This window comes from Clostridium sp. YIM B02506 (assembly GCF_022324845.1).
Classification (GTDB): domain Bacteria; phylum Bacillota; class Clostridia; order Clostridiales; family Clostridiaceae; genus Clostridium_T; species Clostridium_T intestinale.
The window spans coordinates 83,244-99,618 of record NZ_JAKGTG010000010.1; the positions used below are offsets into that span (position 1 = coordinate 83,244).

Annotated in this window: 11 protein-coding genes and 2 pseudogenes; 1 reads left to right on the forward strand and 12 read right to left on the reverse strand. The window is 29.4% G+C overall.

Annotated elements, in window-relative coordinates:
* Nucleotides 1–230: 230 nt before the first annotated feature.
* From L1S49_RS09950 to L1S49_RS09995, 10 genes and pseudogenes are all read right to left on the reverse strand, one after another.
* Nucleotides 231–3,578: a DEAD/DEAH box helicase family protein gene (locus L1S49_RS09950; RefSeq protein ID WP_238904040.1), complete on the reverse strand. Its 3,348-nt coding sequence runs from the start codon at nucleotides 3,576–3,578 to the stop codon at nucleotides 231–233.
* 129 nt (nucleotides 3,579–3,707) lie between these two features.
* Nucleotides 3,708–4,292 carry a restriction endonuclease subunit S gene (locus L1S49_RS09955; RefSeq protein ID WP_238904042.1) on the reverse strand — a complete coding sequence of 195 codons (585 nt, stop codon included), beginning with the start codon at nucleotides 4,290–4,292 and terminating at the stop codon, nucleotides 3,708–3,710.
* Between the two features lie 571 nt (nucleotides 4,293–4,863).
* On the reverse strand, nucleotides 4,864–5,898 hold the full coding sequence (xerA, locus tag L1S49_RS09960) for a site-specific tyrosine recombinase/integron integrase (RefSeq protein ID WP_238904044.1): 1,035 nt from the start codon (nucleotides 5,896–5,898) through the stop codon (nucleotides 4,864–4,866).
* 19 nt (nucleotides 5,899–5,917) lie between these two features.
* Complete coding sequence (locus L1S49_RS09965) at nucleotides 5,918–6,151, reverse strand: hypothetical protein (RefSeq protein WP_238904046.1); 234 nt, start codon at nucleotides 6,149–6,151, stop codon at nucleotides 5,918–5,920.
* 213 nt (nucleotides 6,152–6,364) lie between these two features.
* Complete coding sequence (locus L1S49_RS09970; RefSeq protein ID WP_238904048.1) at nucleotides 6,365–7,564, reverse strand: restriction endonuclease subunit S; 1,200 nt, start codon at nucleotides 7,562–7,564, stop codon at nucleotides 6,365–6,367.
* A gap of 3 nt (nucleotides 7,565–7,567) precedes the next feature.
* A pseudogene (locus tag L1S49_RS09975) lies at nucleotides 7,568–8,221 on the reverse strand (N-6 DNA methylase); the annotation flags it as partial.
* A 229-nt stretch (nucleotides 8,222–8,450) separates the two neighbouring features.
* Nucleotides 8,451–9,263 (reverse strand): annotated as a pseudogene (locus L1S49_RS09980) (N-6 DNA methylase); the annotation flags it as partial.
* 213 nt (nucleotides 9,264–9,476) lie between these two features.
* Nucleotides 9,477–10,619 (reverse strand): AI-2E family transporter, encoded by a 1,143-nt coding sequence (locus L1S49_RS09985; RefSeq protein WP_238904050.1) that lies wholly within the window; start codon nucleotides 10,617–10,619, stop codon nucleotides 9,477–9,479.
* Nucleotides 10,620–10,637: 18 nt separating this feature from the next.
* Nucleotides 10,638–11,672 (reverse strand): HAMP domain-containing sensor histidine kinase, encoded by a 1,035-nt coding sequence (locus tag L1S49_RS09990; protein ID WP_238904052.1) that lies wholly within the window; start codon nucleotides 11,670–11,672, stop codon nucleotides 10,638–10,640.
* On the reverse strand, nucleotides 11,669–12,343 hold the full coding sequence (locus tag L1S49_RS09995) for a response regulator transcription factor (RefSeq protein ID WP_238904054.1): 675 nt from the start codon (nucleotides 12,341–12,343) through the stop codon (nucleotides 11,669–11,671). The genes L1S49_RS09990 and L1S49_RS09995 overlap by 4 nt, the downstream gene beginning before the upstream one ends.
* Nucleotides 12,344–12,672: 329 nt before the next feature.
* Between L1S49_RS09995 and L1S49_RS10000 the strand changes: the two genes are divergently transcribed.
* Nucleotides 12,673–15,027, forward strand: a complete 2,355-nt coding sequence (locus L1S49_RS10000; RefSeq protein WP_238904056.1) for an ABC transporter ATP-binding protein/permease — start codon at nucleotides 12,673–12,675, stop codon at nucleotides 15,025–15,027.
* 150 nt (nucleotides 15,028–15,177) lie between these two features.
* On the opposite strand, the gene L1S49_RS10005 is transcribed toward L1S49_RS10000, so the two are convergent.
* Nucleotides 15,178–15,828: an NAD(P)H-dependent oxidoreductase gene (locus tag L1S49_RS10005; protein ID WP_238904058.1), complete on the reverse strand. Its 651-nt coding sequence runs from the start codon at nucleotides 15,826–15,828 to the stop codon at nucleotides 15,178–15,180.
* Complete coding sequence (locus L1S49_RS10010; RefSeq protein ID WP_238904059.1) at nucleotides 15,825–16,364, reverse strand: NAD(P)H-dependent oxidoreductase; 540 nt, start codon at nucleotides 16,362–16,364, stop codon at nucleotides 15,825–15,827. Before L1S49_RS10010 ends, L1S49_RS10005 begins: the two co-directional genes overlap by 4 nt.
* Between the last annotated feature and the right edge of the window lie 11 nt (nucleotides 16,365–16,375).

Sequence of the window (16,375 nt, forward strand, 5' to 3'; positions counted from 1 at the left end):
ATACACTTCTTAAGAACAAAACTTCTTAAGAATAAAAGAATAAAACTTCTTAAAAATAAAACTTTTTAAGAATATAAGAATAAATATTCTTAAGAATATATAGTTTTTATGCAGATTACAGAGATTAGCGATGCTTTTCCTATAGTATTTATTCGTAAAATAAAGAATCTACAAACAATGTAGATTCTTTTAAAATTATATTTATTTTTAAATAGTTTCTAGAAGTTTCTCTATACAATTATTTCTGCATTTTTCTTTATGTCTGCTATAACTCCCATTATACCTCTTGCATCATCCATATTATTTTTAAAAAGCTCAACTATGCTTCCAACATTTCTAAATGGTTCTTGCTGTAGTATTTTATTATGGTCTATAAGTCCATTTTTAACTACATAATCTACTATTAATTTTACGAAATGTATCTGCTTAGAATTTAGAGATTGATTGTTCAAAAATTTTGAGAAAAGATCATTTGCCGCAGTTCTATCTAACCCAACTAACTGTCTAACTAATTTATTTACAGGCATCTGACCAAATTCTTTTTCATAATCCGCTTGTGTCCCAAGCTCAATCCACATAATAGCTTCAAGTGTTTCTAAATCATCTTTAGTTAACTGTTTATTATTTTTAAGCTTATATATAGCTATTTCATTTTCATTCTCTTTTAAGTAGTATTCAACTTTTTTTCTATAATTCTTGAGATTATTTACATCATAAATAGCTCCATTTGACTCTTCTTTAATAATAAAGTCTTCGAAATTTGTATGATATACTTTTTGATTTTCTTTTTCCAAATACTTTAATAAACCTCTTAAAGTTTGTCTAACCTCATCAAGTTCAAATAAATTTACATTTCCCCAAAATTCCTCTGTTCTTACACTATCAATTATATGTTTTTGCTCTCTTACTTCTGGTATTGTGCCAAGCTTTGATAGTTGTTCCGCTGTATCAATAACAATATTTATAGGTCTAGTAGCGTTATTTCCTTGAAGATTTGCAAGTTCTATTGTATACATAACTAAGTCAAATCTCTTTGATAATTCATCATCCTTTAATGACATTATAAGAGGTGAAATGTATTGTTTTATATCCTTAGTGGTGATCGCTCCAAGTGCTTCCCATTCTTTTTTATTCTTATATCTATGAACATAGTATAAATTCATTCTTACCCTAAAATTTTCTTCATTAACTGAATTAATTCCTATTAGAGCTTCTTCTAATAATTTAATTCTATAATTTATATATTCTTCTTCATCATATCTAATATCCTGAAGTTCTTTTATTAAATCCACTTTCAAATTAAATATTCTTTCACTTAAAGTTTGTCCTAAGTTTCCTTCAAATCCTTTTGGGTTTGCTCTAAAGAAATCAAAGTTATTACAAAAATCAAATATTAAGAACATATTTTTGTCTTGTTCTATTCCTAACAAGTCTTGGCAAAGACGTGTTCCTCTTCCTATCATCTGCCAGAATTTAGTTTTAGATCTTACTTTTTTGAAGAAAACAAGATTCAATATTTCTGGAATATCTATCCCTGTATCAAGCATATCTACACTTATTGCAACTTGTGGAATTTTGTCTTTATCTGAGAAATCATCAATTAAACTATCAACATAGTTGATTTTATTATCAATAACTTTTGAGAAATTAGTTCCATGTTCTGGGTATAATATATCAAATCTTTCTTTTATGGCTAGTGCATGCTTATGACTTTTAGCAAAAATAATAGTCTTCCCTAACTTTTCATCTCCTTCTATCCTTAACCCTTTCTCCATAAGCTTGTTTATAACTAAATCAATTGTGTCGTTATTAAATAGCCAATCATTTACAGCTGTATTGCTAATTTCTTCTCCAATATTCTCATCATCATCAAATTTTTCTTCATATTCTTTTTTATCATCTTCTGATAATTCATCATACTTAATTCCATCTTCCATTATTTTGGATTTAACTTCAATAGTTTTATAATCAACAAGATAACCATCTTCTACTGCCTTCTCAAGTTCATAGGCATATGTCGGTACTCCATTCTCCATGTCAAAAATAGCATAAGTATTCTTGTCTATTTCATCTTTTGGAGTAGCCGTAAGCCCTAATAAGATAGCATCAAAATAGTCAAATATAGCCTTATATTTTCTATATATACTTCTGTGAGATTCATCAACCACTATTAAATCAAAGTGACCACAGGTAAATAATCTTTTACCATCTTTAGATTTTGTATCATCAATAGCATTCATCATGGTTGGATAAGTGGAAAATATCATTCTTGCTTCTTCTGGATTATCTCTATTATCAAGTAAGTTACATAATGCTAAATCCGGTAATAACTTAGAAAAATTCCTTTTAGCTTGCTTTACTAATGCAGTTCTATCTGCCAAAAACAATACGTTTTTAATCCAATTATTCCTGGTCAAAACATCAACAATAGATATAGCTGTTCTTGTCTTCCCTGTACCTGTTCCCATGACTAATAGTAACTTTCTTTGTCTTCTTTCTAATGATTCGCATATCGCTGTAATTGCTTCCTTTTGATAATATCTATTTGATATACTATCTTTTATAGTTACATTCCCTAAACTTTTCTTAGTAAATCTTCTATCAACCATTAATTGAAGTTCATCTTTCTTGAAAAAACCATAAACTCGTCTCTCAGAATATCCACTGTAATCATCCCATATATAACTTTCAAAGCCGTTAGAAAAGAATATTACTGGTCTTTGACTATACTGTCTCTCTAAACAATCAGCATATAATTTAGCTTGTTGTTGTCCGATTTTAGGATCCTTACTTGTCCTTTTAGCTTCTATGACTGCTAGAGGCTTACCATTATCTCCATAAAGTACATAGTCAGCATAACCTTTTTCTGAACTGTTTGGCATTCCAAAAAGTTCAAGTTCTTCACTTACATCTTTCTTAAAATCCCAACCAGCAAGTTTAAGTTCTACATCTATATATATTTTTCTTGTCTTAAACTCACTTATTTCATCTATTTTAAAATCATGACTTTCAGTATTATCTTTTCTTTTTTGAGTAAGTTCTCCTCTTAAGGTTTCATTTTCTTTTACAATTTCTTCAAGTTTTCTATCCTTTGAACTTAACTTTTCATAAAGGTTTCTAAGTTCCTCTGGCCTTGTTCTCTTTTCTTCTCCTTTAAGAAGCTGGTCTTCATCAAATTCTTTTTCTTGAAAGTCATCACTATAACAATAATCGATCCAATTTATAAATTGATAAAGGTTATGTAATGAAAGAATAGCTTCTTCCCTTGTTATATTTGAATTAGTATGAACAGCTACATTACCAAGTTTAATAGTAAATTTAATCATTGGTAACATTTCACTATCAATAAGTTCAAGAAACGTATCATTGTGAATTAAGCTACTTATGTTATCTTGATAAGGTAATTTTAAATCTTCATCATAAGAATAAACCCACTTTACAGCTAGTTCTAAAGCTCTTCTGGTTAAAATAGCAGTTGTCGCTGGACCTACCACTATACTTTTTTCAGCCTCAATACAAGCATTTGAAAAACTACTAAATTCCTTTTTATCTTTTAAAAACTCAAAGTTAGTACACAAACCCTTTCATCCCCTTGCTACCCTAAAGTAATTCGATGTTTATATAATCCATATTATATTTATATTACCATATAGAAGTAGTATTATAAAAGAAAAAAAGTCTCGGATTAATCCAAGACTTTTCAAACTTTACATGAAAATCACTTTTATAATAATATTTATGCTATTCTGTATTTCAAATTTCAATTTGTCGACTTGTTGTACAAAGTCAGCGAATTGGTTTTGGAGTTCGATTGGTGGATTAAAAAGCTTAAACTTTTTAATCTCTATTAAATGTAAATCTGGAACTCCAATTCCTTTAACTTGTCTATCCGCTTGTCTTTTAACATCAATACTTCTTAATGTTTCTTTTATATAGATAGGATTTACAAGTTCTTTCTTTAACTTTAGTAACGCTACACTTACATATAAACTAAATACTTCATCTGTATCTACAACTGCTGGTATTCCATATGTTGCACCTACTTTAGTATATAAAATATCTCCTTTTTCAGGTTTACATCTTTTTATATAACTATAATGAGCTTCTTGCGAAATATATTTACATTCTTCAAAATTTAACTTACCTTTATTAATATCTTTTACTGAAATAAAAGGTACTCCTTCTAAAGTATAATCTGGTTTAGCATGAACCCCGTCAGTAATTTTATTTGTTAGTTCCTCTAAATTAACAATTTTAAAATTATAAGGATTAGTATTTAAATCCCCAAACATCTCGATAAATCTCGATTTGACTCTAGGGCTTAATGCACAGCTATTTTTTATAGATTTATTATTTTCTTCCTCTTGTTTTTTTGTTATATACGATATTTTTTTCTATTAAATTTTCCTTTTTAACCACACTCCTAACTTAATAATTACAGTTTAATATTTTTAATTATTTTGTGTCCACAATTTTATACTAGCACCATAATAATCTAATGAATCTAATGAGGCTTGGGAAGAAGCCTCTACAGCAGCAAGGTGTTTAACTTTTTAAACATTTTTCTTTTTAAATGTTTAAATGTTTTTCTTTTTAACTTTTTAAACATTTAACTTTTTATAAAACATAATAATAATTTAACGAATCTAATGAGGCTTGGGAAGAAGCCTCTACAGCAGTATGGTGTTTAACTTTTTATTAGACATAATCTTGAAAAGAATGAATTTAATGAAGCCTGAGAAACGGCTTCTACAGCAATATGGTGTTTAACTTTTTATAAAACATGATAATAATTTAATGAATCTAATGAGGCTTAAAATGACGCCTTTACAGTGTAAGTAAAATATCTAGAGAGATTATATTTTATCCAATATATTTTCTATGTGAAATCTTAACATTATTTTGGCTTACCATTGCATATTGAAGGGTTGTATCTATCTTTTGATGCCCCAACAGGTGTTGAACCTGCTCGATTGGCATACCCTTATCAATTGCTCTAGTAGCAAGAGTTCTTCTAAATTTATGAGGATGAACCTTGTTTATATTAAGCCTTCTTCCTAAGGATCTCATCCTAATTTCGACTCCACTAATCTTCAGCCTATTATATGGCTCAATCAATGATACAAATAGAGCTTTATTATCATCATTCCTGCTATCTAGATAGTTTTGTAAATGTATTTTAGTTCTTGCATCAAAATAAACTCTTCTCTGTTTATCTCCTTTTCCTTGAACAATACATTCTCTCTCATTAAAATCTATATCTTCTATATTTAACTTCACTAATTCTCCTACACGCATTCCAGTTGCGCTTAGTAAATCTATAATTGCAAGATCACGTATCTCTTTGCACTTATCACGCATTATTTCTAAGCTCTCATCAGTATATATTTCTTTTACTATTTTTCCAGTTCTGATTTTATGGATTCTCCTCACTGGACTTTTTAAGACATAATTTTCATCCTCAAGCCAAGAAAAAAAAGTGGATAAAATTCTTCTAATATTATCAATAGAAACCTTACTACAATTACTCCTTTTGTGGTATTGAGCTAAATACCCCCTTAAATCTTCAGTTTCAATATGTTTAACAGGTTTCTGTAGCTTCTTAAGCATATTCTCTATAGTTGATTTATAATACTTTAGTGTTTTTTCAGAACATCCTTCTACTCGCTTAGCACAAATAAAAATATTACAATAATCAACTTCTTCCTTGTTTAAACTCTTGTTATTATCTTCACTTATAAATGTTAAGCCTTCAAAGACTTTTGTTAATGCTTTATGTAGCTCTTCCATTTGCATATTGTTAAGAGATTTTATCATTTGCTGCTTAATTTCAATTATGATTTTTTCCAATACAATCATCCTCTCATTATAGAATTCAGACTGTATTATTCTTGACATAATTTATATTTTTGCATCTTTACCCTCTTAAGAAATCAACTAAAACATTAAAACCACTTTCTTTTGCATAACTCTCAATATTAGTTAATATCTCTCCTATTTCTTTTGCTTTAATTTCATTTTTCACATAAACTTGTATAATGTAATATCCATCTAATTCTTTGTATTCAAAATTTGATATTTTATCAATTATTCGTTTGTCCAATGTTTCTTTTGCGTTACTAATTATTTTATTATATTGCTCCTTACTCACTTATATTTACACCTATCATTATAAAATTCTAATTGTATTATTTTTGACATTTATAAAACTAGTAATTCCTTATTTAATGCTAATAAATTCCTATCGTCAATAACTTTTTCTATTCTATTACTAAAATAATCTGATTTCTTTGAACCTTTTAATTAAATAGTTTCCCACTGCCAGTTAGGTAAGTTCTGCCAAGCAGATATAAAATTTGAAGCATCACTTAAATGCTCTTTGCATCAACGCATTAAAGTTACTCTCCATTTCAGTTAGACTCTTTTGCGCTTCAAATTTCAATTTGTCGACTTGGTTAACGAAATCAGCAAACTGATTTTGAAGTTCTATTGGCGGTAGTGGAATATTTAATTTCATTAATCTTTCCTTTGATATATTAGACATAGACTTTGCAGATCCATTAGATAATGCTTTAATATTTTCTCTAAACAAATCATGATTAATTAGCTTCCAAAGGTAGCCCTTATTACACTTTTCATTTGTATTAAGTCTGAATATTAAGTCTGGCATCATTAATTTAGGGGAAGTTTCATAAACATAAGCACTCATTCCTACTAATTCTGGAGTGTTTTTTCTTGTAAATAATAAATCTCCGTTTTTCACTTCAACGCTTCCAACAAATAAATCTTCACCTGTTAGTGCCTTATTTTCAGAAGGATTATATGTTCCATATGTTACAGCACTTAATTTTAATATAGCTGGATATTCGCCTTTCCTACTAAAGTTTTCACATACAAAACTTTTTCCATTTTCAATATTAATTAAACACTTTGAAAGTTCTTCAACTACCCATCCTTTAGAATTTGTAGCAGGATTTCCAAACATCTCGATAAATCTCGATTTGACTAATTCATCTAAGGCTTGTATTTGGGCTTTTCTTTTATCTATTAATTTTTGAGCTTTGTCTAATACATTGGATATCTTTTGCTGAGTATCCAAATTAGGCAATATAACTTCAGTATTCTGCAAATAATCATTTAACTTCAAATTTATTATCCCTGTAGTTTTATTTTGGTACTTTAACACACGACCCTTATTATATAGATCTTTAAGTAAATACATTGAATACTTATGATTAATTAACTTTGTGGGTCTTAATACGGAAGTAAAGTTATTGCAATAATATTTATCGCTTGTATTCTCTTCGAATATTACAACTCTCCCAACTGGTTGTGTAGGGCTACCACCTGATTTTTCAATTATTACATCTCCATATTTCAACATTTTATTCTTATGCTTCTCAGTATCTATTTTTCTAAGTACAACATCACTAAGATTTAGTCTTCCTAAGTTTGTAAAATTAGTAGTTCTAATTACCTTAACACCTTCTGTATCCTCATTTAAGTCAACTCCCCATTCGCCACTTATAGGTTTTTCAAATATCTGTGCTAATGTATATCTCATCTTTTATCCCTCTATCATTCTTTCCAATTCTTCTAATCCTTGGGTTATCTCTTCTTCCAAATCCTTAATCCTCCCTAAAATAACACTTGGAGTATCGTAAACTACTTCCTCATACTCTATTTCCTTATATTTATTAATAGAAAGATCATACCCATTTTCCCTTATCTCTTCTACAGGTACAAAAAAGCTTTTTTCAATTCTTTTTCTATCCTTTTCAGTTTCTAAATTATTAAATCTTCCTATTATATCTGGAATATCATTAGCTTCTACTTTTGCTCTTTTATCATCTAAGGAATATCCATCTGCCTTCATATCATAAAACCATACCTTATCAGTTCCACCAGTACCAGTTTTAGTGAATATCATAATTGCTGTAGAAACTCCAGCATAAGGCTTAAATACTCCACTTGGCATACTTATAATAGCTTCTAATTTATGATTATCAACAATTTCTTGTCTTATGCTTTTATGTCCACCTGTTGATCCAAATAACACACCATCTGGAACTATAGAAGCACATCTTCCACCTGTTTTTAATATTCTTAAAAATAAAGCTAAAAATAAAAGTTCTGTTTTCTTAGTTTTTGTAATCTTTAAAAGATCCGCTGATACTGCCTCATAGTCTAAACTTCCTTTAAATGGAGGATTAGTTATTATATATAGTTTATCACTATCCAGCATTAAAAATAGCTCTATTCTACAAATCATATTGCAAATACATTATCTTTAGGTTCTTATAGACCCTTACTCAGAAGATAATATATTCTAAAGTAATTATCAAGAGGTTATCACTAGGATCTTGACAATTACTTTAGAATACATTGAGTAGTCAATAGGCTTCTATACTAATACTATGAATACAGTATTCGAATAAACTAAATATAATTGCAAGAACTAATGTATATTTCTCTTTATCCGTATTAACTTCTGAAAGTGAATCTTTATATTCTATGTTAGGATTATTTACACCATGAAGCATCATGTTCATGGCCCCTATCCTTAGCATAGTCCTATCCATATCAAAACCATTAAACATTCCATTATTAAAATGTTCTCTTAGTTCACTTACTAAAAATAAATCACTATGATATTCTCTTAAATATTGTTGTGACTCAACTAAAAATCCACCGCTACCAAAGGCAGGATCTACTACTATATCTGTTGGAGTTGGCTTCATTAATTTGACAATCATATCAATGATATGTCTTGGAGTTCTGAATTGTCCATTTGTACCTGCCGTAGCTACCTTTGATAATAAGTATTCATAAAGATCTCCTTTAGTATCTCCTTCTGACATGTCTATGTTGTCTATTCCAGTTACTATCCTTGATAGCATTAATGGAGTTGGTATTTTAAATATTGCATCTCCCATATATTTTGAATATGCCGATGCCTCATCTCCATGAAGATTTTTTATAAATGGAAAAACCTCTTCTGAAACTATTCTATACATTTCTCCTGCTTCTTCATTTTTAAATTTTCCCCATCTTAAATGTTGCTTATCTTTAGAAAAAGTTCCTTCAAAATCTATCCCTAAAAATACTGCTTCATTTTCTTTTATTGTCTCATTATCATCTAAACCTTTTATAAATAGAAGATATGTAAACTGTTCTATTACTTCTAATGGATTAGTGATACCACCTGTCCAAAATGTTTCCCAAATCCTATCTATCTTACTACGCAATTCACCTGTTATCATGTCTTTTCCTCCAATAGTTATTCTATATAGAATTTTACTACAATTTCTTGCTTTTATCTACAACTCTTAATGACTATACCAGAATGTTCCGATCATAAAAATTTAAAGCTTCTTAAAAACAAAAGAAGAAAACTTCTAAAGAATATTTATTCTTTATGCGGGTTGCAGCAATTTTAACAAAAAAATGAGCCATATAACTACAGCTCATCTTAATTATTCTTTCTTCATTTCCTGCTCTATTAACCGCTTATTTACTTTATCTACAAATAATTTATAAATAGTTGCAGCTACTGGTACACTTAAAAGCATTCCAACTATTCCCCCAAGTCCTGCCCCTAAAGTTATTGCAGCAAAAACCCAAATACCCGGTAGTCCTATACTTGATCCTACAACTTTAGGATAAATTAAAGTATTCTCTAATTGCTGAAGTATAGTTATATAAAGCAAAAATAATACGGCTTTAAGTGGACTTACTGTAAGAATTATAAATGCACCTAATGCTGCACCTAAATATGCTCCTACTATTGGTATTAAAGCTGTAACGCTTATAAAAACTCCAACTGTAACAGCATAAGGAAAGCTAAAGACAAACATTCCTGCCGTACATAATCCACCTATAATAACAGCTTCTACACATTGTCCTACAATAAAATTTGAAAAAGACTCATTTATAACATGAAATACATGGTTAATTCTCTCTATACTTTTATTTTTCAAGAATGCTTTCATTACTTTTTTTATCTGATAGGATAGTTTTTCCTTGTTTGCAAGTGTATAGATTGCAAATACGAGTGAAATTATGAAATTTATTAGACTATTTGCCATTGTTGATGCAAATAAAATAATTGAGTTAAGAACTCCTGTAAGTAAACTTGATGCGAAAGTCATAACACTCCTTGATATCTCATTTATATCTATTTGCATGGTTGTTAATGTATTTTCAACAACTTCATATTTGTCACTATTAGTATCTATAAACTTAATCATGTCCTCTACAAATTTTGGTATAGCTGCTATTATAACAGAAATTGCATTTACTAATTCAGGGATTACTATTAAAGCAACTATTACTACTATAAATATAATCAGAAGTATAGCTAAAAATATACAGACTGCTCTCCTAGATTTATTTATGATTTCATTCTTTGATTTAGGAAAATATATTTTTTCAAGCTTTTTCATCAATATGTTTAGAACATATGCCATTGCTAATCCTGAAATTAGAGGTACTGCTGCACCACTTATATTTCCTATCTTTGAAAAAATGTTTTCTGAATATTTCACTACTAGGACTACAAATAAAGCTAAAAATAAATACTTAGCAATATCCATGATATTTCTTTTATTAAAATTCATCTACTTTCTCCTCCAATTTTAAATCTGACTAGGAAGCCTAACAATAAACTCAGTTCCTTTTTCTGGCTTACTCTTTACTGATATTTTCCCTTGGCATAGATCAACTATTCTTTTAACTAAGGATAATCCAAGTCCATTTCCCTCAGATACATGGGCTAAATCCCCTTGATAAAATTTTTCAAATATATGCTCTCTAGTATCATCATTCATGCCTATGCCATTATCTGATATTTTAACTTTAATATCATTTCCTTCATAATAACTTTTAACTAATATCTCTCCATTTTTATGACTAAATTTTATGGCATTACTTAATAAATTAAGCCATACATGAGATAACATTTCTTCATTACTATAGAATTCTATAGGTTCTAACTCTATATTAAATTCTATCTCTTTTTTCTCCCACTGCATCTGGAGAAGAAGTATACAATTTCTAATCTGTTCATCCAAGGAAAAACAGTTTTTCTCTGTAATGATAGCTTGATTTTCAAGTTTTGTTAATAATAAAACATTTGAAGACATATTGGCAAGCCTTTCTGATTCTCTAATAATTATATCTGTGTATTCAAGCCTCTGATTTTCTGTTAAGGAAGCTTTATGCAGTTGTCTTGCAAATCCTCTTATGGATACTATAGGGGTTCTAAATTCATGTGAAAAGTTATTAATAAAGTCCTTACGAAACATTTCTATACTATTAAGCTCACTTGTCATACTATTAAAACTATCAATAAGCTCTCCAAGTTCGTGTTTTCTCTTTAGCTCCTTCACCTTTACATTAAAATTTCCTTTTGTAACCTCTCTAGTTGCTGATATTACCTCGTTTAGTGGTTTTAAAAAATATTTTGCCACTGGAAATGTAAGTATTGTTCCAATGATTGTACTTACTACAAGACCAATTATTAATAAAGCTATTGGGGCACTACCTCTACCTATAAATAATTTATATTTATCTAATATCATAATAAAAACACTAGATAAAATAGCTGAACTTACCATTATTATAAATACAATAATAGCCAGGGCTGCATTTATTGTTTTCAATTTTTTCATACACCTTTCACCGCCTTATATCCAAGACCACGCACGGTAATGATCTGAAAATCTTCATTGTCTTTAAACTTTTCTCTCAACCTATTAATATGAACATCAACTGTTCTCCCATCTGTATCGCTATCCATACCCCAAATCTCATCCATAAGCTGTCTCCTTGTAAAAATTTTATTTGGATAAGATAGTAATTTGAATAATAACATAAATTCCTTTTGAGGTAATAACTCTATTTTACCTTTTTGTTTAACTGTAAGTTCATCATAATTAAGCTGAGTTTCTCCAAAAACAAGTTTATGCTCACTAGCTATTTTTGAACGCCTAAGTAAAGCAGCTATACGTAAAATCATCTCTTCTTCATCCACTGGTTTTACCATATAATCATCTGTTCCAAATATAAAACCTTGTTTTTTATCTGAAGGACTTTCCTTTGCAGTCACCATTAAAATGGGTAAATTAAACCTAGCTTCTCTAAGCTCCTTTGTAAGTTCATATCCGTTCATATTCGGCATCATAATATCTAATACTATTAAATCTATATGTTGTTTATCTAAAATATCTAAAGCTTCTAAACCATCCCTTGCCAAAATAGGTTTATATCCATTTTCTAAAAGCACAGCTTCCATTAGTTTTCTTGTATTATCATTATCTTCAACAACCATTATGTTAAACATATTTAAAACCACCTTACTTACTTTTGTTTCATTATAACATGTATATATTTTTTAAATTAGATACTATTATATTTTACCTATTTTTTATTAACTAAATGTAAACTACTTTTTTATAGAATTTAATCATATTTTTTAGTTTACATTGAGTTAATATTTCTATCCTATACTTCACCTACAGCAATAAAGTGAAACTTTTCAGGTGGAGTTTTTATACTCCAGCTGAATTTAGTTGAACTAATCCAGGAGCGTGCATCCGTTATCGCCCACTTGAAGAAGTGGGAGTATTATGGATGCTAGCTATCGGATAAAAATAGTAAGGAGACGATGTAATGCTTCAATTAAAAAATATTAAAAAAAGCTATACTACTGGAGATTTTACTCAAGTTGCATTAAATAATGTAAGCGTAAATTTTAGAAAAAACGAATTTGTGGCAATCTTAGGCCAAAGTGGTTCTGGAAAAACTACCTGCCTAAACATAATAGGGGGCCTTGATAAGTATGATAGTGGAGATTTAATTATTAACGGCAAATCAACTAAGGAGTTTAAAGATTCTGACTGGGATGCTTACCGTAATAATAGCGTTGGGTTTATATTTCAAAGTTATAATCTTATTACTCATTTAAGTATTATAGATAATGTTGAGATGGGAATGACTTTAAGTGGTGTTTCATCAGCTGAGAAACATAAAAAAGCTTTAGAGGCTTTAGAAAAGGTTGGACTAAAGGATCATGTCCACAAAAAACCAAATCAACTTTCTGGCGGACAAATGCAAAGAGTTGCAATAGCTCGTGCCCTTGCAAATGACCCAGATATAATCTTAGCTGATGAACCTACAGGTGCATTAGATACATCAACTAGTGAACAGATTATGGATTTAATTAAAGAAATAGCTGATGATAAGTTAGTTATTATGGTTACCCATAATCCAGAACTTGCAGAACAATATGCTGATCGTATTGTAAAGTTTAAGGATGGTCAGATAGTAGATGATTCTAATCCTTATGAAAATGTTAAAGAAGAAAAAGGATATTCTTTAAAGAAAACAAGCATGAGCTTTGCAACTGCATTAAAATTATCTGCAAAAAATATTTCAACTAAAAAATGGAGAACTGCACTTACTGCTTTTGCATCAAGTATTGGTATTATTGGAATAGCTATGATTCTTAGCCTTTCGTCAGGTTTTCAAATTCAAATAGATAAATTCCAAGAGGATGCTCTTTCAGAATTTCCTATTATAGTTTCGCAAACCGCTATGAACACAGATGAAGAAAGTTTAGAAAAAATGCGTGGAGAAATAAATAAAAAAGATTCCTCTATCTCAATAGAAGATTCTAAAGAAGTTAAGCTTTATGATCCTAAAGAGGGTGCTTTAACTCATACAAACATTATAACAGAGGATTATGTAGACTACGTTAAAGCTATAGATCCAAAGATTTTAAACAGTATAGGTTATACTCGTATGACTGGTATGAACATACTTAGAGAAAAATCTGGAATAACTTCACCTGTATCATTAGCTATAGGTATTAATAATTCTGATAATCAGGGAATTGGCGCTGGCATGGGAGGTGGAGTTGGTTTATCCTCGTATCCTGAGCCTTTAGATAACTCTTCGATTTCTTATTTAGAAAAAAACTATGACCTTCTATCTGGTGAATATCCACAAGATGAAACAGGATTAGTGCTTGTTATAGATAATCAAAATCGTATTGATAAAGCAGTATTAAAAAATCTTGGTTTTGATACAGATGATATTGATAGTATAGATTTTGATGAAATAGTAGGTACAGAATTTAAATTAATCACAAACGATGATTTTTACACAAAAACTCAGATGGGTAACTTCCTTCCTGGTACAAATTATGATGAAATGTATAACTCTAAAAACAGCATTACTTTAAAGATATCTGGAATTGTGAGATTAAAAGAAGATGTTTCTTTTGGAATTGTAGGTAATGGAATCGCTTATAGTGATAAATTAGTTCAAAAGGTTATAGATTCATCTATAGATTCAGAAATAGTTAAAGCTCAACGTGATGTTGACTACAATGTTATGACTATGGAAAAGTTCGATGAAAAAGGAAAAACTACCTTTTTATCATACTTAGGTGGAGAGTCCGTGCCTTATATGGTCTATTTATATCCAACTGATTTTGAATCAAAAGATGCTGTACTAGAGTATCTTGATGAATATAATCAAGGAAAATCTACAAAAGATACAATTGTATATACTGACCTCGCAAGCTCTATGACAGAAATGACTGGCGGTATTATGAATGCTATAACCTTAGTTCTTATTGCATTTGCTGGAATTTCTCTTGTGGTTTCATTAATCATGATAGGAATTATAACTTATATATCAGTTCTTGAAAGAACAAAAGAAATAGGAGTACTTCGTGCCCTTGGTGCAAGAAAAAAAGATATTACACGTGTATTTAATGCTGAAACATTTATAATAGGTGCTACATCTGGTATTTTAGGAATAACAATTGCGTATCTTCTTACTATCCCAGTTAACTCAGTAATTGAGAACATGACAGAATTACAAAATGTTGCACAACTAAATCCACTACACGCTTTAACCTTATTAACCATAAGCGTAATACTTACACTACTTGGTGGACTTCTTCCTGCAAGAATGGCTGCTAAAAAAGATCCTGTTGAAGCTTTAAGAACAGAATAAAATTTAAAATAAAATGTATCTATTATGAGATATCTATCATAGTATATATTGTTAGATGATTTTATATCTATAATACATTTATAATAAGATCTCTAAGTTTTAATCATTATTTTTACTCTTTAATAAAGCCCCAGAAATGGGGCTTTTATTTTAAGTTAAATATGGATTTTCTTGATTCACATCAATACCATGATTTTTTAAATTACTATCAATCTTTCTATTCATTGTTACGCTCATAATTTTATATACTAAACTAGGCATTTTAAACTGAGCTTCTTTATAAACCTCTGAAAGTGATATTTCATCTCTTGAAATATGTTCAAAAAATATATTTAACTGTTTTATAACCTTTTTTGAATTTGGTAATTTATTTAATGGCTCACCATTAACCAATGCACCCATACCCATTACAAACCCACCTTTAAAACTTAACCCACATTTTTTTCCGAATATCTCTAACATTTTTAACCCACTTTCATGAGTATGAGAGTAGGGCATTCCACCCTGAATAATTCCATAAACACTTTGTCCATGTAAAATTTCTTTATTTCTAGATACCTTTTCTAAAAAATCAATCATATCTGCTGGATAAGTATTTACATAACATGGTCCGCTTATTATTATAGTATCTGCTTTATTAATAGCTTCATATAGTTTATCAATATTATTTAAGCTTGAGTATAGGTGAAGAAGCTGACATTCATAACTTTTATTCAATAAATATTCTGAGCACATTTTTCCTAAGAGAAAACTTGTACCAGTTTTTCTTGGGCTACCATTTATTAAAAGTATTTTTTTCATGCACTTAAAACCTCCTCAATGATTTTACTCCTCATTTCAGAGGTAAGCTCAGAGTCAACTATATATGAATTTCCTACTCCTCTTGTTATAATTAAGTTTTCATTAACTAAATTTTTAAAGGCTTTTATTTCTTCTTCAATACAATTTTCATTTATCCCTATAGCAAAAAACTTAAATTTCCCTCCCGGTTTACCACCTTTTACTATTTCTCCGTTTTTCACATAATAATGTTCATCCATTATTAATCCGAATTTATCAAATACTCTCTTTATTTTAAAGGAGTAACTGCCAAATGTAATAGGTGTAACAAAAATCAGAACGTCCGCCTTTATACACTTAGGATAAATCCAGTCTCCATCATCTCTCACTACACATTTTCTATAGGTTTTATAAGTGCATCCTCCACAGCTAACACAAGGTTTTATCTCTACTCCTTCTAGCGAAACATAATCAACTTTAGTTCCCCTATTCAAAAATTCTTCATAAAGCTTTTCACCTATGTTGTTTTGCCCTTCATCCGCTATTATAGTAACCATAATATCCCTCC

Excerpts from the sequence above, each read along its gene's own strand:
- L1S49_RS10000 (WP_238904056.1), top strand. The coding sequence starts at position 12,673 with ATGCTTCAATTAAAAAATATTAAAAAAAGCTATACTACTGGAGATTTT.
- xerA (WP_238904044.1), bottom strand. The coding sequence starts at position 5,898 with ATGTCAAGAATAATACAGTCTGAATTCTATAATGAGAGGATGATTGTA.
- L1S49_RS09985 (WP_238904050.1), bottom strand. The coding sequence starts at position 10,619 with ATGAATTTTAATAAAAGAAATATCATGGATATTGCTAAGTATTTATTT.
- L1S49_RS09955 (WP_238904042.1), bottom strand. The coding sequence starts at position 4,292 with ATGTTTGGGGATTTAAATACTAATCCTTATAATTTTAAAATTGTTAAT.
- L1S49_RS09990 (WP_238904052.1), bottom strand. The coding sequence starts at position 11,672 with ATGAAAAAATTGAAAACAATAAATGCAGCCCTGGCTATTATTGTATTT.
- L1S49_RS09970 (WP_238904048.1), bottom strand. The coding sequence starts at position 7,564 with ATGAGATATACATTAGCACAGATATTTGAAAAACCTATAAGTGGCGAA.
- L1S49_RS10005 (WP_238904058.1), bottom strand. The coding sequence starts at position 15,828 with ATGAAAAAAATACTTTTAATAAATGGTAGCCCAAGAAAAACTGGTACA.
- L1S49_RS09995 (WP_238904054.1), bottom strand. The coding sequence starts at position 12,343 with ATGTTTAACATAATGGTTGTTGAAGATAATGATAATACAAGAAAACTA.
- L1S49_RS10010 (WP_238904059.1), bottom strand. The coding sequence starts at position 16,364 with ATGGTTACTATAATAGCGGATGAAGGGCAAAACAACATAGGTGAAAAG.